Origin of the sequence: Burkholderia sp. MSHR3999 (assembly GCF_000833595.1) — a bacterium.
GTDB lineage: Bacteria > Pseudomonadota > Gammaproteobacteria > Burkholderiales > Burkholderiaceae > Burkholderia > Burkholderia ubonensis.
In genome coordinates this window covers 228,515-251,417 of the sequence record NZ_JRFO01000006.1, presented here as the reverse complement: position 1 = coordinate 251,417, position 22,903 = coordinate 228,515, and the positions used below count along the sequence as shown (strand labels likewise).

The window sequence follows — 22,903 nt, the reverse complement described above, 5'->3', positions numbered from 1 at the left end:
CGCGTGCCTCGACCGCGGCGTGCCCTGTCCCGAATTCCCTTCGACCAACAGAGAACGCACATGAGCTTCAACCATGTTCCGGCCGGCAAGGACCTGCCGCAAGATTTCAACGTCATCATCGAGATTCCCGCGCAAAGCGATCCGGTGAAGTACGAAGCGGACAAGGAGCTCGGCCTCCTCGTCGTCGACCGCTTCATCGGCACGGGCATGCGCTACCCGGTGAACTACGGCTACATCCCGCAGACGCTGTCGGGCGACGGCGATCCGGTCGACGTGCTGGTGATCACGCCGTTCCCGCTGCTGGCCGGCTCGATCGTGCGTTCGCGCGCGCTCGGCATGCTGCAGATGACCGACGAGTCGGGCGTCGACGCGAAGCTCGTCGCGGTCCCGCACGACAAGGTCTGCCCGATGACGGCGAACCTGAAGTCGATCGACGACGTGCCCGAGTACCTGAAGGACCAGATCAAGCACTTCTTCGAGCAGTACAAGGCGCTCGAGAAGGGCAAGTGGGTGAAGGTCGAAGGCTGGGCGGGCATCGACGCCGCGCACAAGGAAATCACCGACGGCGCCGCGAACTACAAGAAGTAAGCGGCGCGCCGGCCGCGACGGCCGGCATCGTTCGATGCAAAAAAACCGCGCGAGCCTCGTTACGAGGCCGCGCGGTTTTGTTTTGCGCGGGCGGTTTTCTTCGGCGCGGGCGTGGGCGCGGGCGCGGGCGCGGGGGGAGGGCCGCTCGCGGGCCGGGGCTTCGCGGCAGGGCGCGTGCGAGCCTTCGGCGTAGCTGCCCTTGCGGCCGGGCCCGTGCGGGTTGGCGATTGCTTGGCCGCGGCGCGACCACGTTTCGGCGCGTCGCCGTTCGGGGCGGCCGTATCGGCTGCGACGGCGGCGTCCGCTGCCGTCACGTCGCCCTTCGGTGCGCGCTTGCGCGATGCGCGGGCCGGTGCGGCCTTTTCTTCGCCATCGCCGTCGGCGTCATCTGCGACTGCTGCCACCACCGGCAGCACCGATTCGAGCGTCCTCATCCCCGCAGCCAGCTCGCGTTTTTGCTTCGGACTCAGCCGCTTGACCCAGTACTCCGCGCGCAACGCGCTCGACCGGTCGGCGAGCGGGAACGACGCGAGCACCGCGCGCGGCTTGCGCGAGCGCGTATAGCGCGCGCCCTTGCCGGCCGCATGCTCGTCGAAGCGCGCCGCGACGTCGGTCGTGATGCCGGTGTAGACGCTGCCGTCGGCGCATTCGATCAGATACAGGAACCAGGACATGACAGGGCGGCAGGAGGCGGCGAAATTCGGCGAAGCCGCCAGTGTCTCAGAAAAGGCGCGCTAATCCGCGCCGCGCTTGAACGGGTTGTGGTCGTGCAATTCGTCGACGTACGCGTGGATGTGGTTCGTCTCGCGTTCCAGGAAGCGCGACACCGCGTCCGAGAACGCCGGATGCGCGAGCCAGTGCGCGGAATGCGTGACGGTCGGCAGGAAGCCGCGCGCGAGCTTGTGCTCGCCCTGCGCGCCGCCTTCGAACGTATCGAGCCCGGCCTCGATGCAGAACTCGAGCAGCTGGTAGTACGCAGTCTCGAAATGCAGGCAGGGCACGTGCTCGACCGCGCCCCAGTAGCGGCCGTACAGCGTGCCGCCGCCGCCGGGGTCGCGCTGGTAGACGGCGAGCGCGCTCGCGATCGGCTTGCCGTCGGCTTCGGCGATCACGAGCAGCAGGTTGTCCGGCATCGTCTGGCCGATCGTGCGGAAGAACTCGAGGTTCAGGTACGGGCTCGAATAGTGGTCGCGATAGGTCTGCCGGTAGCAGCGCGAGAAGAAGCGCCAGTCGGCGTCGCGGATCGCGTCGCCCGTCAGGCGCCGGAACGTCACGCCCGCGTCGTGCACCTTGCGCCGCTCGGCGCGGATGTTCTTGCGCTTCTTCTGCTCGAGCGTGCCGAGGAAATCGTCGAAGTGGCGATAGCCGTCGTTGATCCAGTGGAACTGCACGCCCTGGCGCAGCATCATCCCCATCGAGTCGAACAGCTGCGCTTCGGCTTCGGTCGGGAACAGCACGTGCAACGACGACACGTCGCTCTGCTCGGCGAGCGCGAGCAGCGTGGCCGCGAGGCGGCGGCGCGCGTCGTCGTCGGCCGCGAGCACGCGCGTGCCCTGCACGGGCGTGAACGGCACCGCGCACAGCAGCTTCGGGTAATACGGCACGCCGTTGCGCTGGTACGCGTCCGCCCACGCCCAGTCGAACACGTATTCGCCGTACGAATGGGTCTTCAGGTAGACGGGCGCGGCGGCCGCGAGCCGGCCGGTGCGCTCGTCGGTCAGCGTCACGAAGCGCGGCGACCAGCCGGTCGCGTCCACCGCGCAGCGCGCGACGTGCAGCGCGTCGAGGAATTCGTGGCGCAGGAACGGCGTCGGGCGCGCGTCGCGGGCGACGAGCGCGTTCCATTCGGCGGCCGGCACTTCGGCCGGGGACGACAGGATGCCCGTGCGATAATCGATGCGTTCGTGTTTCAACCGTGTCAACCGTTTGAATGCGTACCGTTGGATGTCTCCGGGGGCGCGCCGCCTGCCGCGGCACGCCCCCGGGACGATTTCGTCAGCCGTTCATGGCGCGCCGCCGGGCAGCGCCGATCCCGTCATGAAGACCCGTATCGCTCTCGCTCAAATCAACGTCACCGTCGGCGATTTCGCCGGCAACGTCGCGCGGATCGTCGCGGCCGCGCGCGCCGCGCACAACGATGGTGCGCAACTGATGATCGCGCCCGAACTCGCGCTGTCCGGCTATCCGCCAGAAGACCTGCTGCTGCGGCCCGCGTACTACGCGGCGTCGGCGGCGGCGCTCGACGCGCTCGCGGCCGAGCTGAAGGCGTTCGACGGGCTCGCGGTGCTGGTCGGCCATCCGCTGCGGGTGCCAGGCGTCGATGGTAATGCAAACCGCCCGATCGAGCGCGGCGTGCCGCCGTCGGACACCTACAACGCGGCGTCGCTGATCGTCGGCGGCGAGATCGTCGGCACCTATCGCAAGCAGGACCTGCCGAACGCCGAGGTGTTCGACGAGAAGCGCTACTTCGCGACCGACGCCGAGCCGCTCGTGTTCGACCTGAACGGCGTGAAGTTCGGCGTGATCATCTGCGAGGACGCGTGGCACGCGTCGGCCGCGCAGATCGCGAAGGCGGCCGGCGCGCAGGTGCTGCTGATCCCGAATGGCTCCCCGTATCACATGAACAAGGAAGCGGTGCGCATGGACATCCTGCGCGCGCGGATCCGCGAGACCGGGCTGCCGATGGTGTACGTGAACCTCGTCGGCGCGCAGGACGAGCTGGTGTTCGACGGCGGCTCGTTCGTGCTCGACGCGGCCGGCGCGCTGGTCGCGAAGATGCCGCAGTTCGACGAAGGGCATGCGATCGTCGAATTCGACGGCGCGCGGCCGCTGCCCGGCGCGATCGCGCCGGAGCTGTCGCTGGAGGCGCAGGTGTACCGCGCGCTCGTGCTGGGCGTGCGCGACTACATCGGCAAGAACGGCTTCCCGGGCGCGATCATCGGCCTGTCGGGCGGCGTCGATTCCGCGCTGGTGCTCGCGATCGCATGCGACGCGCTCGGGCCCGAGCGCGTGCGCGCGGTGATGATGCCGTCGCGCTACACCGCCGACATTTCGACGACCGACGCGGCCGACATGGCGCGGCGCGTCGGCGTGCGCTACGACGAGATCGCGATCGCGCCGATGTTCGATGCGTTCCGCGCGTCGCTCGCGGGCGAATTCGCGGGCCGCGCGGAGGACGCGACCGAGGAGAACATCCAGGCGCGCATCCGCGGCACGCTGCTGATGGCGCTGTCGAACAAGTTCGGCTCGATCGTGCTGACGACCGGCAACAAGAGCGAGATGGCGGTCGGCTACTGCACGCTGTACGGCGACATGGCGGGCGGCTTCGCGGTGATCAAGGACATCGCGAAGACGCTCGTCTACCGGCTCTGCCATTACCGCAACGCGGCGGCTGAATACGCGACGCGCGACATCATTCCGGAGCGGATCCTGACACGCGCGCCGTCCGCGGAGCTGCGCGAGAACCAGACCGACCAGGACAGCCTGCCGCCGTACGACGTGCTCGACGCGATCATGCGGATGTACATGGAGGAAGACCGCCCGCTCGCCGAGATCGTCGCGGCGGGCTACGCCGAGGCGGACGTGCAGCGCGTCACGCGGCTCATCAAGATCAACGAATACAAGCGGCGCCAGGCGCCGATCGGCATCCGCGTCACGCATCGCGCGTTCGGCCGCGACTGGCGCTACCCGATCACGTCGCGCTTCGCCGAGCGCCTCGATTGAGCCGCGCGCGGCGTAGAATCGGGCTCACGTCTTTTCATCCAAACGAGCATTGAGGGACAACCATCATGAAACGCATCACCGCCATCATCAAGCCGTTCAAGCTGGACGAAGTCCGCGAGGCGCTCGCCGAGGTCGGCCTGACGGGCCTGACCGTGACCGAGGTGAAGGGCTTCGGCCGCCAGAAGGGGCACACCGAGCTGTACCGCGGCGCCGAGTACGTGGTCGACTTCCTGCCGAAGATGAAGATCGAGGTGGTCGTCGCGGAAGGGCAGGTCGACCAGGTGATCGACGCGGTGATCGGCGCCGCGCGCACCGGCAAGATCGGCGACGGCAAGATCTTCGTGTCGGACGTCGAGCGCGTGATCCGCATCCGCACCGGCGAGGAGAACGAAGCGGCCGTCTGACGCCGCCGGCGTCAATCGCCCGCGCCAATAAAAAACGGTGCGATACCCTGTCGGGTACCGCACCGATACGCGCCTCTCGCAGCAGCGTGGAAAACGTCGTCGAATCGATTCCTTGAGTCGTGCCCTGATCAGAACAGGTGCTGGATGCCGGCGTAGAAGCCGGTCTGGCTGCCGCCCAGTTTCGGGTTGCCGGTCTTCACGTCGGTGCCCGCGTCGTTGGCGTTCAGGCCGAAGTTCGCGGTCTTGCTGTTGCGGACCGTCGCGACCTGGAAGTCGAGCAGCGTGCGCTTCGACAGGTTGTACGTGCCGCCGAGCGTGTAGATGTTCGCGTTGCCGCCGCCGTGGTTCGCGTTCACGTGATACACGGCAGCGATCAGCGCAGCAGCCGGCGTGGCTTGCCACGTCACGCCGCCCCAGACCTGATCGGTGGCCGTCACGCCGGCATTGCGCAGGGGCGTGCCCGCGCTGCCGGCGCGCGACGCCTGATAGGCCGCCTGCACCTTGAACGGGCCGAGGAACACGTTCGCACCGAAGAAGTATTCGCGCGAATTTCTGTAAACGTCGGAGAATCCGCCGTTCCCGTCGCGCACTTCATCATAGATACCGCGCAACTGGAACAGCGCGTTCGTATAGGTGATCTGTGCGCCTGCGGCACGACCGTCCTTCGGATTGTCCGGCGTCGAGGCGGTGTTGCCGTTGAAGCTCGTCGAATTCGAGAACGAGAATTGGCCGTAGAAATCGAAGCCGTTGTACTTCGGCGACTGATACGACACGTTGTTGCTGGTCTTGCCCCAGTTGCGGCCGCGCACCAGTGACGCCGTCGACCAGGCTGACTGGCCGAACGGGTCGAAGTCCCACACGCCGTTTGCAATCGCGAGTTCGCGGCCGAACAGCAGCGTACCGTACGTATTGTTCGCGATACCGATGGTTGCCCAGCGATTCCACAGGCCGTTGTCGCCCGGGCCCGCGCCGCTCATCGTGTCGAAGCTGCCTTCCAGTTGGAAGACCACCTTGTTGCCGCCGCCGATGTCCTCGGCACCCTTGATGCCCCACAGGCTCGTGCCCCAGTCGCCGCTTTCCGCGCGCCAGCGGGAGCCGTTCTGCATCCCGTTCAAGTACTCGATGCCGGCATCCAGACGGCCGTACAGCGTGACGCTGCTTTGTGCGTGAGCTGCGACTCCAGCAGCCATCAGCGCTGCGGCGACCAAAGCTTTCTTCATATCTCCTCCATACCCTGTCAAAAAGTCAACCCAGAACTGCACGAGATGCGCGACGCCGCGAGCGCCGGGCAAAAGCGGGCAACTACGGAGACCTCGTGCGAAGCCGGGCGGGCGCAGCACGCGGGCGAACAGACGGGCGGCCGTTGAGCGGGCCCGCATGGCCGGGTCGGCCTGGCGGGGTCTCCTTGTCGTCATGAAGCTAAACTACATTTCATGAACTTCGTTTTGCTACTTTGGTTACTAATTTAGCAAAAATACACTTTTGTGGCGACGGAAATCGTTGTTTGACTAACACGTGTGTCGAAATTGCCATGCAACACGGCACGCGACACCGTGGCGCGCGCCGGCGAATCGCCGGCAACGCCTTGTGTGGCAAGGGAGACACGGTTTTCGGGAAGTTGCGTCAAGGATTGCCACTATTGACGCAGGAGAAACGGAGACGTAAGCGCGCGATGCACCAAATTGGTAAGTATTTCGTAATGATCGGCGCGCTTATCCGATGCCTGCGACGCCCGCGCTGTCCGGCCGCGCGTCGAGCAGCCGGGCGCGAATCCAGCGGTGCGCGTCGGTGCGCGCATGCTTCGCGTGCGAGTAGACCTTCAGCGTGTAGCGCGGAATCTCGAACGGCGCCGGAAAGATCCGGATCGGCGCCGCATGCCGCAGCGCCTGCGCGGCGCGGTTCGGCACGGTCATCAGGAGCCCTGATTCCGCGATGATGAACGGCGCGGCGAGCACGCTCGGCAACTGCACCGCGACCTGCCGCGCGAGGCCGAGCCGGTCGAGCACGTGGTCGACGACGCCGCGCGTCTCGTTCCACGGCGTGACGACGACGTGCCGCGCCGCGAGGTACTGCTCGAGCGTGAGGCGGCGCCGGACTTGCGGATGGCGCTCGCTCGCGATCACGACGTAGTCGTCGGAGAACCAGTCGAATTCCTCGATCCCCGGCGCGTCGGCCGCTGCTTCCTCGTGGTAGCCGAGCGCGAAGTCGATGCGGCCCGCCGCGAGCTCGTCAGTCGAGATCTTGCGGTCCGAGTGGACGACCCGGAAGCGCAATTGCGGCGCGACGTGCTGGATCCGCGCGATGAACGCGGGCAGCACGGCGAACGCGGTGTAGTCGGTTGCCGCGAACACGAAGGTGCGCTCGCTCTGCGCCGGGTCGAAGCGGCGGGCGCGCGCGAGCCCCTTCGACATCGCGTCGAGCGCGTCGCCGGCCCAGGTCGCGATGTCGTCGGCGCGCACGGTCGGCTGCATCTCGTTGCCGAGCCGCACGAACAGCGCGTCGCCGATCGCCGTGCGCAGCCGCGCGAGCGCGTGGCTCAGCGCGGACGGGCTCATCGCCAGCTCGTTCGCCGCCGCGGCGACCGACCGGTGGCGGTACAGCGCGTCGAACACGAGCAGCAGGTTCAGGTCGAGGCGGCGCAGATCGGGATGCATGATGTTCAGGTGTGGATGAAGAAACTGCACTTCCTGCAGTGGCTCGACGAACGTAGCATGACGTCTTCATCGGCGCCAGCGCGCGTGCGCGGCGCCGCCGTTTGCTGCATGCCGGCCGGGGAGGGCCTTTACCGTGCAAATCGACATCCGTTCCGCCACCGTTGCCGACGCGCCGCTGATCCTGCGCTTCATCACCGAGCTGGCGATCTACGAGAAAGCCGAGGACCAGGTGGTCGCGACCGTCGCGTCGCTCGAGCGCAGCCTGTTCGGCGACGCGTCGCCGGCGCGCGCGCTGATCTGCGAGGTCGACGGCGAGCCGGCGGGCTTCGCCGTGTATTTCCTTTCGTATTCGACGTGGCTCGGCCGGCAGGGGCTGTATCTCGAGGACCTGTACGTGTCGCCGCGCTTTCGCGGCGCGGGGGCCGGCCTGCGCCTGCTGAAGGCGCTCGCGCGGATCGCGGTCGATGCCGGCTGCGGGCGTTTCGAGTGGAGCGTGCTCGACTGGAACGAACCGGCGATCCGCTTCTACGAGAGCGTCGGCGCCGAGCCGCAGAGCGAATGGGTGCGCTACCGGCTCGCGGGCGATGCGCTGCGCACATTCGCCGATGCGGCGCCCGTGGACGCCGCGCCGTCGGGCCGCGCATAAACGCAAGTAAGCGTACGTAAACGCAGCCGGGCGCCGCGGGGCGCCCGGCGTCGGGGCATCGAAGCGGATTCGGGCTTACTTGAGGCTGCCCGACAGGAACCCGCGCAGGCGCTCGCTCTTCGGATTCGCGAACACTTCGGCGGGCACGCCTTCTTCCTCGACGCGCCCCTGGTGCAGGAACATCACGTGGTTCGACACGTTGCGCGCGAAGCCCATCTCGTGCGTGACGACGACCATCGTCCGGCCTTCCTCGGCCAGCTTCTGCATCACCTTCAGCACTTCGCCGACGAGTTCGGGATCGAGCGCGGAGGTCGGCTCGTCGAACAGCATCACGTCCGGATGCATCGCCAGCGCCCGCGCGATCGCGACGCGCTGCTGCTGGCCGCCCGACAGGTGCGACGGATACTGCTTCTCGACCCGCGGCGCCAGCCCGACCTTCTCCAGGTACTCGCGCGCGCGCTCCTCGGCTTCGCGCTTGCCGAGCTTCAGCACGTTGACCGGCGCTTCGATCACGTTCTCGAGCACGTTCATGTGCGACCACAGGTTGAAGTGCTGGAACACCATCGCGAGCTTGGTGCGCACGCGCTGCAGCTGCTTCGGCTCGGCGGCGCGCAGCGCGCCCGTCTTGTCGAGCGCGGTGCGCACTTCCTCGCCGTCGACGAAGATGCGGCCCGCGTTCGGCTGCTCGAGGAAGTTGATGCAGCGGAGCATCGTGCTCTTGCCGGAGCCGGACGAGCCGATCACGCTGATCACGTCGCCCGCGTTCGCCTTCAGCGACACGCCCTTGAGCACTTCGTTGCTGCCGTACCGCTTGTGGAGATCGTCGACGAAAAGCTTCTGAGTCTGGGAGTTCATCAATAGTCCTGCGGAAACTTACTTGCCCTGCGGGCGCAGATACGCGAGCCAGCGGCGCTCGGCCTGGCGGAACAGCCAGACGAGCGTGAACGAGATCACGAGATAGAGCAGCGCGGCGATGCCGAACGCGTGGAACGACATGTAGGTCGCCGAGTTGACGTCGCGGGCGATCTTCAGGATGTCCGGCACCGTCGCCGTGAACGCGACCGTCGTCGCGTGCAGCATCAGGATCACCTCGTTGCTGTACAGCGGCAGCGCGCGGCGCAGCGCCGACGGCAGGATCACGCGGCGGTACATCGTGAAGGTCGACATCCCGTACGCGCGCGCGGCCTCGATCTCGCCGTAGGAGGTCGCCTTGATCGCGCCCGCGAAGATCTCGGTCGTGTACGCGCAGGTGTTCAGCGTGAACGCGAGCAGCGTGCAGTTCATCCCTTCGCGGAAGAACGCGTCGAGCATCGGCGTGCCGCGCACGGCCTGCAGGCTGTAGAGGCCCGTGTAGCAGAGCAGCAATTGCACGTAGAGCGGCGTGCCGCGGAACACGTACGTGTAGAGCCACACCGCGCCCGACAGCCATTTCTTCTTCGACACCCGCGCGACCGCGAGCGGCACCGACAGGCAGAAGCCGAGCCCGATCGACACGACGAGCAGCCACAGCGTGATCGCGACGCCGGTGAGGCGGTAGCCGTCGGTGTAGAGATAGTTGCGCCAGTATTCTTGGATGAGGTCGATCATAGGTCTGCCTTGCGGACGCCGGTCGAATAGCGCTTTTCAAGCCACATCAGCACGAAGTTCGAAATCGTCGTGATGGCCAGGTAGATCGCTCCCGCGATCAGCGTGAAGAAGAAGAACCGCAGCGTGCCCTTGCCGGCGTCCTGCGACGCCTTCACGACGTCGGCGAGGCCGATGATCGACACGAGCGCGGTCGATTTCACGAGCACCTGCCAGTTGTTGCCGATGCCCGGCAGCGCGAAGCGCATCATCTGCGGGAACATGATGCGCGAGAACACCTGCCAGCTCGTCATCCCGTACGCGCTGCCGGCCTCGAGCTGCCCGCGCGGCACCGACAGGAACGCGCCGCGGAACGTCTCGGTGAAGTACGCGCCGTAGATGAAGCCGAGCACGAGCACGCCGGCGAGGAACGGATCGATGTCGATCTGGTCCCAGCCCGCGAGGTCGGTCAGCTGGTTCAGCCAGATCTGCAGGCTGTAGAACAGCAGCAGCATCAGCACGAGGTCGGGCACGCCGCGGATCAGCGTCGTGTAGACGGTGCCGATGCCGTTCGTGACGCGGTTGCGGGACAGCTTCGCGGCCGCGCCGAGGAGCCCCAGCAGGAACGACAGCGCGAGCGAGAGCACCGCCAGTTTGACGGTTTGCCAGGTGCCTGCGAAGATCAGCGGGCCGTAACCTTGAAGAAACATATGTGGTCCTTGACGGCGCACCGGGTGCGCCGCGAAAGACGCGCTCCGCATGTTGCGCGGAACGCCCCGTGCGTATCATGACCGCCCGCCCGGCGAGGGCGCCGGACCTGCCTGCCGCGGTGGGCGGCGGGCGAGGGGGCGGGCGGCGCGTGGTTTGACTGCCTGTACTGCGCGAATGCGGGGCGCGCCCCGCATTCGCACCCGGCGCTCAACGGGCCGAGTAGACGCTGAACGCGAAGTACTTGTGCGACAGGCGGTCGTACGTGCCGTCCTTGTGCATGTCGGCCAGCGCCTGGTTGATCTTCAGCTTCAGGTCGGCGTCCTCCTTGCGCAGGCCGATCGCGGTGCCGTCGCCGATCGTCTTCGGATCCTTCACTTCCGGCCCCGCGAACGCGAAGCCCTTGCCGCGCGGCGTGCGCAGGAAGCCGTAGTCGGCCTGCAGCTCGTCCTGCAGCGTCGCGTCGAGGCGGCCCGAGCCGAGGTCGGCGTAGACCTGGTCCTGGTTCTGGTACGGAATGACGGTCACGCCCTGCGGCTCCCAGTACGCCTTCGCATAGGTCTCCTGGGTCGAACCCTGCTCGACGCCGACACGCTTGCCCTTCAGCGACGCGACCGTCGGCAAGAGCGGCGAGCCGGTCTTCGCGATCATCCGCGCCGGCGCGTCGTACACCTTGTCGGAGAAGTCGATCTGTTCGCGGCGCTTGTCCGTCACGGTCAGCGACGACACGATCACGTCGTATTTCTTCGCCTTCAGCGCCGGGATGATCCCGTCGAGATCCTGCGCCACCCACACGCATTTGACGTTGATCCGCTTGCAGATTTCCTTGGTGAGATCGACGTCGAAACCGACGATCTCGCCGCTCGGCGCGGTCGACTCGAACGGCGGGTAGCTGGCGTCGACGCCGATCCGCACGGTCTTCCACTCCTTCGCGAAGGCGCTGCCCGCCACGAGGGCGAGGGCGGCGCACAGGGCGGCCTTCTTCATTTCCATCCTTTAATACTGAGATTCCGTGGCGGCGCGCCGGGCCTGTCGGGCCGTGCGCCGCGCCGTATTCTAGATAGCCAAAATTCGTGTTCGGCGGCCTGGCGGCGGCAACCGCCGCACGGGCGGGCGCCAAAAGCGCGGTATTTTACCCGAACGCGCTACCCGGGCAGCGCACAAGCACGCTTCCGGCGGGATCCGTTGGCGGCGAGCGACGCCGGCGGCCCCGATCGGCGCCGCTGTTGCGGCATTCGATGCAGTCTCATCGAACATTGCATGAATTGCGTTCGTGCATGCAACGATCCGGTGCGCGCGCATGGATTGTTGCGGGCTCGGCGAGTCCCTACATTGGCGGCATCCCGACACACCGCCCCACGGACCGCTCATGTTCCAGATCCTCCGCGCCGCCGACCGAGGCCATGCCAACCACGGCTGGCTCGTGTCTCGTCACAGCTTCCCGATCGATGGCGCTGGCGACGACGCACATCCGCCGTTCGGCGCGCTGTGCGTGCTGAACGACGACCGGATCGCGCCGACGCGCGGCTTCGGCATGCATCCGCACCGCGACATGGAGATCGTCACCTACGTGCTGGAGGGCGCGCTCGCGCACCGCGACAGCATGGGCAACGGGTCGATCATCCGGCCCGGGGACGTGCAGCGGATGAGCGCCGGCACGGGGATCGTGCACAGCGAGTACAACGCGTCGCGCGACCGGCCGCTGCATCTGCTGCAGATCTGGTTGCTGCCGACGGAGCGGGGCGGCCGGCCGGGCTACGAGGAGCGGCGCTTCGGCGAGGACGAGAAGCGCGGCCGGCTGCGGCTCGTCGCGTCGCCGGACGGGCGCGACGGCTCGGTGTCGATGCGCGCGGATGCGAGCATCCATGCGGGGCTGTTCGATGGCGGCGAAGCGGCGGTGTTCGACGTGCCGGCCGGGCGACGCGTATACGTGCACGTCGCGCGCGGTGCGCTGGAGGTCAATGGCGAGCCGCTGGAGAGCGGCGACGGGGTGCGGATCGGCGGGGTGGCGTCGGTCACGCTGGCGAGCGGCCGGGATGCCGAGGTGCTGCTGTTCGATCTCGCCTGAACGGGCAGGACGAGGTGGAGACGGTGGCGCGGGCCGGGCGCCCGCGTCCCCGTCTCCACCGCGCCGGGGAGGGCGGTGCGGCCGGCTCAGGCCGGCTTACTGCGCCGGCGCCGATGCGGCCTTGCCCGCCTGGCGGTGCTGTTCCCAGCGTTCCTTCATCTTCTCGCGGCGCTGCTCCATCCGCGCGTACTGCTGCTTGATCGCCGTGCTGACCGTCGTCTTCTGCTGGTCGTTCAGCCCGTTGTAGAACGCGAGCCATGCGGCCGACGTCTGCTCGCGCAGCTGCGCGTTCTGCTGCTCGGCCTGCTGGCGCGCGGCGTGCATCGCGTTCAGGTCGAGGATCGGCTGGTTCTGCTGCGCGTTGAATTGCTCGCGCATCTGCTCGTGGCTCTTGCGCATCGCGTCGCGGTTCTGCTTCATCGTATTGACCGCGGTCTGCCACTGCTGCTCCTGCGCGGCGGTGAGCTTCAGCTGGTCGTGCAGGCGCAGGATCGCGCCGAACGGGCCGCCCTCGTGGCCGTGCATCTGGTGCATGCCCGGGCCGCCCGGCGGCGGCGCGTCGGCCGGCGGCGCGGCATGCGCGGCGCCGAAGGCGAGAGCGAGCATGGTGGCGGCCGCAATGGCCACCCGGGACGTCTTCTTATACATTTCAGAAACTCCTGTTCGAAAGGTCCGGCGACGCGGCGGCGGGCGAAACCGCGGGGCCGCATCCGGTAAGACGCAGGTTAGCGGCGCGTGCGGCGGCCGGTGTTACGGCGTCCGGCGGCCGGGTTACCGCGCATTACAGTTCGCTTGCGCGGTAATCCGCAGTAACCCTTTCGTCCCTTTGTATCGTTCTTTGCGGCCGCCCTCGCGCGGTAAACTTCGAGCCATGACTACCCAGATCCTCATCGTCGACGACGACCAAGAACTGCGCGACCTGCTGCGCGACTACCTCGTACGCCAGGGCATGGAAGTGTCCGTGCTGCACGACGCGGCGACGCTCGAGAAGCGCCTCGAGCGCGAGCGCCCCGACCTGATCGTGCTGGACCTGATGATGCCGGGCGTGGACGGCCTCACCGCGCTGCGGCAGCTGCGTGCGGCCGGCGACGACATCCCCGTGATCATGCTGACCGCGCGCGCCGACGACGTCGACCGCATCGTCGGGCTCGAGCTCGGCGCGGACGACTACCTCGGCAAGCCGTTCAACCCGCGCGAGCTGCTCGCGCGCGTGCAGGCGGTGCTGCGGCGGCGCCGCGCGACGCCGTCGGCCGCGGCGCCCGAACAGCGCGAGCCTTACGCGTTCGGCCGCTTTCTGCTCGATTTCCAGGCCCGCACGCTGTCGGTCGACGGCAAGCCGGCCGCGCTGTCGAGCAGCGAATTCGCGCTGCTGAAGATCTTCGTCAACCACGCGCTGCGCACGCTCACGCGCGAACGGCTGCTCGAGCTGCTGCACGGGCCGGAATACGACGGCACCGACCGCGGCATCGACGTCCAGGTGTGGCGCCTGCGCCGCATTCTCGAGTCGGATCCGTCGTCGCCGCGCTTCATCCAGACGGTGCGGGGGCGCGGCTACGTGTTCGTGCCCGACGGCGAGGCCCATGCGCAAGCCCATTGATTCGCTGTTCGGCCGGCTGGCGCTGCTCGTCATCGGCGTGCTGCTGCTGTCGCACTTCGCGTGGTATTTCGCGATGCGGCTCGAGCGCAACCAGATGCAGACGCGCTATGCGGTCGAGGAAGCGTCGTTTCTCGTCGATGCGGTGCGCCAGCACGTCGCCCGCACGCCGGACCAGCCGCTGCCGTCGCGCGTGCGGCTCGTCCCACCCGACAGCCCCGACGTGCCGCAGGGGCACGCGGGCCTGCCGCCGGCGCTCAGGCGTTTCCGCGACGACGTGAGCGAGCGCATGCCGGCCGGCACGCGCGTCGAGATCGGCACGCCCGGCCATCCGCCCGTGCTGTGGGTCAAGGAGCCGGCCGACCGCAACTGGATCGTCGTGCCGGTGCAGCCGCTGCGGCCGCCGCGCTCGCTGGACCGGATGCTGATCTGGCTCGGGACGATCTTTTCCGCCGGCGTGGTCGCCGCACTGTTCGCGGCCTGGCAGCTGCAGCAGCCGCTGCGCTCGCTCGCGCGCGCGGTCGCCCGCTTCGGGCGCGGCCAGCCGGTGCCGCCGCTGCGCGAGCGCGGCCCGCGCGAGCTGCGCCAGCTCACGCACGGCTTCAACCAGATGGTGGAACAGGTGTCGCGCGCGGAGAACGACCGCGCGGTGATGCTGGCGGGCGTCGCGCACGACCTGCGCACGCCGCTCGCGCGAATGCGCCTGCGCGCCGAGATGATGGACGACGCGCGCCTGCGCGACGGCGTCGTGCGCGACGTGGACTCGATGTCGCACATCGTCGACCAGTTCCTCGTGTTCGCGCACGGCGGCAACGACCGCAGCGAGCCGGTGGCGGTCGACCAGGCCTGCGAGCGGATCGCGCGCACCTACCGCGCGGTCGCGCCCAACGCGCCGACGGTCCAGACCCGCCTCGCCGCTGATCCGGGCTTCCGCCTGCCGACCGCGACGCTCGACCGGATCCTGTCGAACCTGCTCGACAATGCGCATGCGTACGGCGCGCCGCCCGTCGTCGTCGAAACCGAGCGCACCGCGACCGGCTACCTGCTGGCGGTGAGCGACCACGGCGGCGGCATCGCGCCGCGCGATCTCGCGGCCGCGACGCGGCCGTTCGTCCGGCTCGACCCGGCGCGCGGCGGCAACGGGCACAGCGGCCTCGGGCTCGCGATCGTCGAGCGGCTGGTGCTGCGGCTGGGCGGGACGTGCGAGATCGGCAACCGGCCGGAAGGCGGCCTGCGTGTCGCGATGCAGTTCCCGTTCGACGCGGTGCCGAAGCCCGAACCGCACGCGCAGGCCGCGTGAGCGCAGCGCGCGGCGCCGGCCTGGCCGGACGCCGCGCGCTGCGTCATTCGCCGAACAGCGAACCGAGCGTCTCGGCGGCGTTGCTGTCGATCGTGTTGTACGTCACGCTGGTGGCCTCGAAGATGTACACGGTCGTGTACCGGCCGAGGCGCTCGAGAATCTCGTCCTGCAGCGATTCCGGCACGATGTTCATGTTCAGGTACCAGGCCGTCGACGACAGCCGCGTCTGGAACGAACCGTACTCCTGCATCAGCTCGTAGAACGCATCGGCATCCTGATCGCGGCAGACGATCACCAAGTTTCCTGCCATTCCTTTCCTCCCGCTCGTCGATCGATCCCCGTGGGGGCCAGCCCCGATCATACCTGCTTCGCCGTGTCCGGCTCCTGACGGGACGCACGGTTTTGCCCGCCGTACGCGGCGGGCGGGTTCACGGGCGGGCCGGATCACGGCATAATTCGGGCCTGCATGCCGGCCGGCGCGTTGCGCGCCGCTGCGTCCCGCGCCGATCCGTCAGCCGTCGGCCCGTTCCGGGCCCGATTCGCCCGCGCTGCGGCGGATTCCACCGTCTCGATCCGGAAGGTTGTGCCTGAAATACAGGTTGTAGTAGTGTCGTGCCGTTTGCGGAACGACTCGACCGGGACCCGCGCGCGGTGATGCTGTCGGCACGGATGCGGCGCATTGCGCCTGCCTTGCATCGTGAGTCAAAACGAATTACCGCGCCCGCGCGCTTTGCCATGAATCAACATCGTCTGCCGGTCATATCCTTCGATCCGATCGGCCTTACCGGGGAGAGCGCCTGATGGAGATCGGATTCGATCCGAACCGGATCGCCAATGCATCGGCATGGCGCGTCCTGCCGAACCGCTGGGATTTCATTGCCTTTCCGCTGATCATCTGCCTGATCGCGATGGCGGTGGTCGGGTTCCATGAAACGATGGCGCCGATCACGACCCTCAATACGCAGAAGATCTCGCTGGATCCGTCGAACCTGCCCGAATATGCGCTGCGCACGACGCTGCGGATGCTCGCGGCGATGGTCGCGTCGCTCGCGTTCACGCTCGTGTACGGCACGCTCGCCGCGAAGAGCCGCCGCGCCGGCATGGTGCTCGTGCCGATCCTCGACATCCTGCAGTCGGTGCCGGTGCTCGGCTACATCTCGTTTACGGTGACGTTCTTCCTCGCGCTGTTCCCGAGCCGCGTGCTCGGCGCCGAGCTGGCCGCGATCTTCGCGATCTTCACGAGCCAGGCGTGGAACATGACGTTCAGCTTCTACCAGTCGCTGCGCACCGTGCCGCGCGATCTGGACGAAGTGTCGCGCGGCTTCCACCTGACGTCGTGGCAGCGCTTCTGGAAGCTCGAGGTGCCGTTCTCGATGCCGGGCCTGATCTGGAACATGATGATGTCGATGTCGGGCGGCTGGTTCTTCGTCGTCGCGTCGGAGGCGATCACGGTCGGCAATCACTCGATCACGCTGCCGGGCATCGGCGCGTATCTCGCGCAGGCGATCAGCGACAAGAACCTCGGCGCGATCGGCTGGGTGATCCTCGCGATGACCGTCGTGATCCTCGCGTACGACCAGCTGCTGTTCCGCCCGCTCGTCGCGTGGGCCGACAAGTTCCGGATGGAAACCACGAGTTCCGGCAACGCGCCCGAATCGTGGCTGCTCGACCTCGTGCGCCGCACGCGCCTGATCCACCAGCTGCTGGTGCCGGCCGGCTGGCTCTTCGCTAAGGCCGCGCGGATCCCGCTGCGCCTGCCGCTGTCGGGCGCGGTGCGCTTTACGCTGCCGCGCGTCGAGAAGAAGGCGTCGTTCGCCGCCGACATCGCGTGGGCGCTCCTCGTGCTGGCCGGCACGGCCTACGTCGTCTGGCGCGTCGTCAGCTTCGTGGCGACCGGCGTGACGATGGCCGAAGTCGGCCACGTCATCACGCTGGGGCTCGTCACGCTGCTGCGCGTGATCGTGCTGATCGCGATCGCGTCGGTGATCTGGGTGCCGATCGGCGTGTGGATCGGGCTGCGCCCGGCGCTCGCCGAAAAGATGCAGCCGCTCGCGCAGTTCCTGGCCGCGTTCCCGGCGAACCTGCTGTTCCCGGCGTTCGTGATCGTGATCGCGCACTTCCACCTGAACCCCGACATCTGGCTGTCGCCGCTGATCGTGCTCGGCACCCAGTGGTATATCCTGTTCAACGTGATTGCCGGCGCGACGTCCTATCCGAACGACTACCGCGAGGCGGCGACGAACTTCCGCATCCGCGGCTGGCAGTGGTGGCGCCAGGCGATCCTGCCGGGCATCTTCCCGTATTACGTGACGGGCGCGATCACCGCGTCGGGCGGCGCATGGAACGCGAGCATCGTGTCGGAAGCGGTGCAGTGGGGCAATACCAAGATCGAGGCGCACGGCCTCGGCGCGTATATCGCCCAGACGACGGCCGCCGGCGATTTCCCGAAGATCATCCTGGGCATCACGGTGATGTCCCTGTTCGTGACCCTGTTCAACCGCCTGCTGTGGCGTCCGCTGTATGCCTATGCCGAATCGAAGCTGCGACTTGACTGAAACTGATTGAGAGCGAAACGCGATGCACAATCCGAATGCTGTAAACGCCCCCGTTCAGACGCAGCCGGCGCCGCCGAAGCTCGGTGACGAGATCCTGCGCGTCGCCGACGTCAGCCGCGGCTTCAACAAGACCCAGGGCGAGCTGCTCGTGCTCGACGGCGCGAACCTGTCGCTGCGCGAAGGCGAGATCGTCGGGCTGCTCGGCCGCTCCGGCTCGGGCAAGTCGACGCTGCTGCGCATCATCGCCGGCCTGATCGAGCCGACGGGCGGCGAGGTCAGCTACCTCGGCAAGCCGCTGCTCGGCCCGGCCGAAGGCGTCGCGATGGTGTTCCAGACCTTCGCGCTGTTCCCATGGCTCACCGTGCTGCAGAACGTGGAAGCGGGCCTCGAGGCGCTCGGCGTCGGCGCGCGCGAGCGGCGCGAGCGCGCGCTCGCGGCGATCGACCTGATCGGTCTCGACGGCTTCGAGAACGCGTATCCGCGCGAGCTGTCGGGCGGCATGCGCCAGCGCGTCGGCTTCGCGCGCGCGCTCGTCGTCGATCCGACGATCCTGCTGATGGACGAGCCGTTCTCGGCGCTCGACGTGCTGACCGCCGAGACGCTGCGTACCGACCTGCTCGACCTGTGGACGCAGGGCCGCATGCCGATCAAGTCGGTGCTGATCGTCACGCACAACATCGAGGAAGCGGTGTTCATGTGCGACCGGATCCTCGTGCTGTCGTCGAACCCGGGCCGCGTGATCGCCGAGATCAAGGTGCCGTTCAAGCATCCGCGCAACCGCCTCGACCCGGCGTTCCGCCGGCTGGTCGACGACATCTACGCGAAGATGACGGCCCGCCAGATCGGCGAGGCGACGAAGAAGGGGCTCGAGCTCGGCAGCTGGCTGCCGCAGGTGTCGACCAACCTGATGGCCGGCCTGATCGAGACGCTCGCCGCGCCGCCGTACCACGGCCGCGCGGACATGCCGGAAATCGCGCGCACGCTGCATCTGGAGGTCGACGACCTGTTCCCGATCGCCGAAGTGCTGCAGTACCTCGGCTTCGCCGACGTGCGGGAAGGGGACGTGTTCCTGACGCCGCCGGGGCGCGTGTTCGCCGAGTTCGGCACGCAGGAGCGCAAGCTGATGTTCGCGGATCATCTGCTGAAGCACGTGCCGCTCGCCGCGCGGATCAAGAAAGTGCTCAACGAGCGGCCGGGCCATCGCGCGCCGCGGGTGCGCTTCGAGCAGGAGCTGGAGGATTTCCTGTCCGACGGCGCCGCGGAGGAGACGCTCGACGCGGTGATCGACTGGGGCCGTTACGGCGAGATCTTCTCGTATAACGACCAGACCGAGATTTTCAGTCTCGAGGACGTCGAGTCCTGAAGTCTAGAGATGGATGCGTCTGGATCGACATCCATCAAGATGCATAAATCTATAAAAAACAATGGCTTGAGGGTTGGTTCGTCAACTTTCATGTTGACTTAGATACCTTTGTGTTCGCACAATTTGCCTACATGGTGCCTACTAGGGGCAAAGATGGCAAAGCAAAGTTTTACTGCGGCACGGGTTGAAGGTTTCGTGTGTGAGCCAGGCAAGCAGCAGACTATTCATTGGGACGCGAAGACCCCGGGCTTGGGGTTGCGCGTGACTGCGGCTGGCACGCGAGCCTATGTCTTTGAGTCAAGGTTGTTTGGCAAAACCGTCAGGGTGACGATCGGTGATGCCCGAGTTTGGGACCTTGGCAAGGCTCGTATTGAAGCCAGCAAGTTGAAAACGCTGGTTGATGAGGGCAAAGACCCGAGAGAAGTGAAGGCCGATCAGCGGGCAGCTCACGAAGCCCGGCGAGCTGAGGCTCGGCGGAAGGATGTGACTTTTGGTGAGGCATGGGACGATTACGTCGAGACGCGTAAGTCGTTTTGGGGCGAGTTGCATTATCGCGATCATCTCCAACACGGTAGCGTCGGTGGTCAACCTCGCAAGAGTGGTCCGGGTACGAGGAAGGCTGGACCGCTGGCGTCATTGCGCCCAGTTAAGCTTTCTGACATTACGGGAAAGTGCGTTAGCGAGTGGCTGCGCCTGCAGTCATCGGAACGTCCGACCGTATCCGCACTCTCTTTTCGCTTGCTGCGAGGGTTTATCAGGTGGGCGGCTGACACACCGGCTTACGCTGGAATCATTCCAGCAGATGCCTATTCGTCGCGAGCGGTGAAGGAAGTCGTGCCGCGCGTCAAAGCTAAGGAGGGCGATTCTCTCCAGCGCGAACAACTCATGGCTTGGTTCCGTGCGGTAAGGAACGTCGAGAATCCGGTCATCAGTGCGTATCTTCAAGGCCTTTTGGTAACTGGTGCGCGGCGTGAGGAGTGGGCGTCACTTCGCTGGGAAGATGTCGATTTTCAGTGGCGGAGTCTTGTTCTTGACGACAAGATGGAGGGTTCTGGGGGGAGAACAATACCCCTGACTCCGTATCTGGCGAGTTTGCTGTTGAACCTGAAAAGATGGAATGAGACACCGCCAAGTAGTCAGAAAATCGCCCGGATGGCGGCTAAAGGCCAGCAGTGGAGTCCGTCAACGTGGGTTTTCCCAAGTGCCAAGGCGGCCGACGGCAAGATTGCAGACCCCGGTGATGCACACCGAAAGGCTTTGGTTTCCGCGGGCCTGCCCCATGTGACGCTGCACGGGCTTCGTCGGTCGTTTGGCACGTTATCGGAGTGGGTCGAAGTGCCAGTTGGCGTTGTCGCGCAGATTCAGGGGCATAAACCGTCCGCGATCGCCGAGAAACACTATCGACGCCGGCCCCTCGACTTGCTGCGCATGTGGCACGACAAGATTGAGTCATGGATGCTCGATCAAGCTGGAATTCGATTTCAGGTCGACGCGGCTTAATCATTCGGATGAATGGCAGGTGTCTTCGAGCTGGAGCATCTATCGGCAACCGGTCGTAGGCTAGAATTGGTCGACGGCGACGATGATCGCCGTCGACCATTCGAACGAAACGATCAGGCCATGAGCGAAGGAAAATCACCCCAAGAACGTGTTGCTGCCGCGAGGCAGCTTTATGCCGTATTGAAGGACTATCTCGATCGGCCAACCTGGACGCCGATCGAAGGGGCGCTCATTCTGTCGGGTGTGCACGCACCGACTGGATGCACGGAATTCCCTCGTGAGGGGACGGGCCTCGATGGCAGGCCGTTCAAGGGGGGCGTCATTGACCGTTGGATCAAAGCCCGCGAAATCATGAGGCTATGGGAATGGCGCTGCCAGGACGACGAGGAAAATGGCATCGTTACGCCCACTCAGCTCGCGCCGCACGAATTTATCTCATGGTGTCAGGATCTGGATGTTGAGACGGACTGGATGCGCCTCATTTTTGATGTCATTAGCGGCGGCAAGGTGCAGACGGATCAACTGGATTTCATTCCCGTTGCTGTTGCTGAATACGCCGCCCAGTCGGCGGAGACGATCAGCGCAATCCATTCCCTTTCAGGGCAGTTGTCCAGCGATTCATCAGTGAGCACTCCGGTACCGAAAAAGGTGGAAAAAAGTGCCCCTCGTGTTCCGATGCCGATTCCGGCAAATCGGGATCACGTATCCACGGAAGAATTGGCGGCTATTCTGGCCATCGATCCTCAATCGATCCGCAAGCGCCATTCCATGGATGGCAGCTACCTCGGTATCAGACCTACGAAGCTTCCAAATCGTCGGTTGCTGTGGCCGGTAGTAGAAGTCAAGAAACTTCTGAGCGGCAGTCGTCGTGATTTTGGAGAGTCAAATGTTGAGTAGCCGTCAATAGAGTGCCACGAGAAACGTCCCGCAAGTTCAGAGAGCGCCCTGTATTACCAGCGCAATTAAAATTGGCAATTGGACATCATTCATATTTGAGCGACTCTTCGGGGGTCGCTTTGTCTGGTATAAATCGACGAGCTCATGACGCAGTTGTCGCAATCTAACATCGCCCAGGATCTCCTGGGGTTTTACGATCGCGTAAATCCCGTCCTATCAAAATGGCTCGTCAAGCCGACATGGACGGCTGAAGAGACTGCGATGCTGTGCGCGGGCTTCGTTCCGAATTTCCGAACAAGCGGCGAAAGCAAAGCCGCGCATGATCTCCAACAAATTGATGGTCGCACGCCGATCGATATAGACGGGTACCTCCAACCAGATTACGAGCTTTACTGTGCCTATCTTCATTTGCTAACGGGAAAAGGAGAGGCCAGTCCGCGTGACATGGTGGTTTTGCTTCTCCCAGCAATAACTTCGGAAACGAGAGAGATGAATCGAGGCGGCGAGGGCATTGGGTTCCCGTCACTGAGGTTGCTGACTATCGACTCGCTTAGGGAGCTCCAGTGGCTTTTCATTATCGGAAACGCGGTGGGCTTGCCGGTGCCAGCTCTTATTCCCTTTGATTTACTCAATGCATTGCGTGATCGATTAACCAGTCAGCCCGTTATCGAATTGTCGACCAGCCGTAAAAAGGGTGGCTTAGCAGCCACCGGTGCAGTCGCTGAAACAAAGTTGAGCACCAGGCAGCGGAAACCACGCGGGCATCCGCCAGTGCTAACGACGCCGGCGGCACGCGGTTACTACACGACGGCGGAAGTTGCGGGGCTGACTGGGTTACGGACGGATACCCTGAACACGTACGCCCGCAAAGGAGTCGTCGTCGATGGTTTCACGCCGTTCAAACGCCGGAACGGAAAGGTCTGGCAATGGCGAGATAACCAGCAGCAGGCCCTCCACGTGGCCGGTGGCGCATCCCACGCGACCCCCGATCCTCAACAAGGCAAGTCGCTTGCCTCCCTCCTAGGCCCCACGCCGTTCACGAAGTCGTGACGCGTCCCTCCAACATCTTTCAGCCTCCCTCCTCTCGCTGACGGCGAGCGTCGCAACCGAACGATCCCGAGCGCTTCGGGATCAGTCGTCAACTTGTCCCAATCCGTGATATTCCGTCTAAATCCGTCTCGGATATCGGTCGGTGTTTCGGATATATTTCCAACTTAGCATCATCAGACTTAAGCGCTAGATCAAGTAGAACAAGGGTAACTGTAGGCTCTCAACAGAATAATTTGCCGATATGGCGGATTTCAGGGTACGCTGCTGCCCTTTTGCCCCCACGCGGCCCA

At 65.8% G+C, this 22,903-nt stretch carries 22 protein-coding genes; 12 read left to right on the top strand and 10 right to left on the bottom strand.

Going from position 1 to position 22,903, the window contains the following annotated elements; genetic code table 11:
• Positions 1-60 precede the first annotated feature (60 nt).
• Complete coding sequence (gene ppa / locus KY49_RS18395) at positions 61-588, top strand: inorganic diphosphatase (RefSeq protein ID WP_010091037.1); 528 nt, start codon at positions 61-63, stop codon at positions 586-588.
• A gap of 59 nt (positions 589-647) precedes the next feature.
• On the opposite strand, the gene KY49_RS18390 is transcribed toward ppa, so the two are convergent.
• Complete coding sequence (locus tag KY49_RS18390; RefSeq protein WP_042586055.1) at positions 648-1,262, bottom strand: GIY-YIG nuclease family protein; 615 nt, start codon at positions 1,260-1,262, stop codon at positions 648-650.
• A gap of 60 nt (positions 1,263-1,322) precedes the next feature.
• Positions 1,323-2,501: a GNAT family N-acetyltransferase gene (locus KY49_RS18385; RefSeq protein WP_042586054.1), complete on the bottom strand. Its 1,179-nt coding sequence runs from the start codon at positions 2,499-2,501 to the stop codon at positions 1,323-1,325.
• Between the two features lie 124 nt (positions 2,502-2,625).
• Here KY49_RS18385 and KY49_RS18380 point away from each other — a divergent pair, with 124 nt between their 5' ends.
• Complete coding sequence (locus KY49_RS18380; protein WP_042586053.1) at positions 2,626-4,311, top strand: NAD+ synthase; 1,686 nt, start codon at positions 2,626-2,628, stop codon at positions 4,309-4,311.
• 65 nt (positions 4,312-4,376) lie between these two features.
• Positions 4,377-4,715 carry a P-II family nitrogen regulator gene (locus KY49_RS18375; protein WP_017333848.1) on the top strand — a complete coding sequence of 113 codons (339 nt, stop codon included), beginning with the start codon at positions 4,377-4,379 and terminating at the stop codon, positions 4,713-4,715.
• Between the two features lie 128 nt (positions 4,716-4,843).
• On the opposite strand, the gene KY49_RS18370 is transcribed toward KY49_RS18375, so the two are convergent.
• Complete coding sequence (locus tag KY49_RS18370) at positions 4,844-5,935, bottom strand: porin (protein ID WP_042586052.1); 1,092 nt, start codon at positions 5,933-5,935, stop codon at positions 4,844-4,846.
• 492 nt (positions 5,936-6,427) lie between these two features.
• Positions 6,428-7,369: a LysR family transcriptional regulator gene (locus KY49_RS18365; protein ID WP_407060286.1), complete on the bottom strand. Its 942-nt coding sequence runs from the start codon at positions 7,367-7,369 to the stop codon at positions 6,428-6,430.
• A 133-nt stretch (positions 7,370-7,502) separates the two neighbouring features.
• Between KY49_RS18365 and KY49_RS18360 the strand changes: the two genes are divergently transcribed.
• Positions 7,503-8,015, top strand: a complete 513-nt coding sequence (locus tag KY49_RS18360; RefSeq protein WP_042586051.1) for a GNAT family N-acetyltransferase — start codon at positions 7,503-7,505, stop codon at positions 8,013-8,015.
• 75 nt (positions 8,016-8,090) lie between these two features.
• On the opposite strand, the gene KY49_RS18355 is transcribed toward KY49_RS18360, so the two are convergent.
• The 4 genes from KY49_RS18355 to KY49_RS18340 form a co-directional block, all read right to left on the bottom strand.
• Complete coding sequence (locus tag KY49_RS18355) at positions 8,091-8,870, bottom strand: ABC transporter ATP-binding protein (protein WP_042586050.1); 780 nt, start codon at positions 8,868-8,870, stop codon at positions 8,091-8,093.
• An 18-nt stretch (positions 8,871-8,888) separates the two neighbouring features.
• A complete protein-coding gene (locus KY49_RS18350) occupies positions 8,889-9,602 on the bottom strand; it encodes an ABC transporter permease (protein WP_010091047.1) in 714 nt (237 codons plus the stop codon).
• Positions 9,599-10,288, bottom strand: coding sequence for an ABC transporter permease (locus KY49_RS18345; protein ID WP_042586049.1), 690 nt, complete (start codon positions 10,286-10,288; stop codon positions 9,599-9,601). Before KY49_RS18345 ends, KY49_RS18350 begins: the two co-directional genes overlap by 4 nt.
• Before the next feature lie 208 nt (positions 10,289-10,496).
• A complete protein-coding gene (locus KY49_RS18340; protein ID WP_042586852.1) occupies positions 10,497-11,273 on the bottom strand; it encodes an ABC transporter substrate-binding protein in 777 nt (258 codons plus the stop codon).
• Positions 11,274-11,655: 382 nt separating this feature from the next.
• On the opposite strand from KY49_RS18340, the gene KY49_RS18335 reads away from it, so the two are divergent.
• Positions 11,656-12,354, top strand: coding sequence for a pirin family protein (locus KY49_RS18335; RefSeq protein ID WP_042586048.1), 699 nt, complete (start codon positions 11,656-11,658; stop codon positions 12,352-12,354).
• Between the two features lie 96 nt (positions 12,355-12,450).
• Here KY49_RS18335 and KY49_RS18330 read toward each other — a convergent pair whose 3' ends face one another.
• The gene (locus KY49_RS18330) at positions 12,451-13,002 is read right to left on the bottom strand and encodes a periplasmic heavy metal sensor (protein ID WP_042586047.1); all 552 of its coding nucleotides are present in this window, start codon (positions 13,000-13,002) and stop codon (positions 12,451-12,453) included.
• A gap of 223 nt (positions 13,003-13,225) precedes the next feature.
• Between KY49_RS18330 and KY49_RS18325 the strand changes: the two genes are divergently transcribed.
• The gene (locus KY49_RS18325) at positions 13,226-13,951 is read left to right on the top strand and encodes a response regulator (RefSeq protein WP_010091052.1); all 726 of its coding nucleotides are present in this window, start codon (positions 13,226-13,228) and stop codon (positions 13,949-13,951) included.
• The gene (locus tag KY49_RS18320; protein ID WP_042586046.1) at positions 13,935-15,248 is read left to right on the top strand and encodes an ATP-binding protein; all 1,314 of its coding nucleotides are present in this window, start codon (positions 13,935-13,937) and stop codon (positions 15,246-15,248) included. Before KY49_RS18325 ends, KY49_RS18320 begins: the two co-directional genes overlap by 17 nt.
• A gap of 43 nt (positions 15,249-15,291) precedes the next feature.
• Here KY49_RS18320 and KY49_RS18315 read toward each other — a convergent pair whose 3' ends face one another.
• A complete protein-coding gene (locus tag KY49_RS18315) occupies positions 15,292-15,558 on the bottom strand; it encodes a double-stranded DNA-specific endonuclease (protein WP_042586045.1) in 267 nt (88 codons plus the stop codon).
• 490 nt (positions 15,559-16,048) lie between these two features.
• Between KY49_RS18315 and KY49_RS18310 the strand changes: the two genes are divergently transcribed.
• The 5 genes from KY49_RS18310 to KY49_RS37495 all read left to right on the top strand — a co-directional run bounded on the left by KY49_RS18310 (position 16,049) and on the right by KY49_RS37495 (position 22,613).
• Positions 16,049-17,803 (top strand): ABC transporter permease, encoded by a 1,755-nt coding sequence (locus KY49_RS18310; protein ID WP_042586044.1) that lies wholly within the window; start codon positions 16,049-16,051, stop codon positions 17,801-17,803.
• A gap of 22 nt (positions 17,804-17,825) precedes the next feature.
• Positions 17,826-19,166: an ABC transporter ATP-binding protein gene (locus KY49_RS18305; RefSeq protein WP_042586043.1), complete on the top strand. Its 1,341-nt coding sequence runs from the start codon at positions 17,826-17,828 to the stop codon at positions 19,164-19,166.
• A 153-nt stretch (positions 19,167-19,319) separates the two neighbouring features.
• Positions 19,320-20,666 (top strand): tyrosine-type recombinase/integrase, encoded by a 1,347-nt coding sequence (locus KY49_RS18300; protein WP_042586042.1) that lies wholly within the window; start codon positions 19,320-19,322, stop codon positions 20,664-20,666.
• 120 nt (positions 20,667-20,786) lie between these two features.
• Entirely contained in the window at positions 20,787-21,563 is a 777-nt protein-coding gene (locus KY49_RS35855) for a hypothetical protein (RefSeq protein WP_059829634.1), read from the top strand.
• A 144-nt stretch (positions 21,564-21,707) separates the two neighbouring features.
• Positions 21,708-22,613 carry a hypothetical protein gene (locus KY49_RS37495; RefSeq protein ID WP_156162576.1) on the top strand — a complete coding sequence of 302 codons (906 nt, stop codon included), beginning with the start codon at positions 21,708-21,710 and terminating at the stop codon, positions 22,611-22,613.
• Positions 22,614-22,903: the final 290 nt, after the last annotated feature.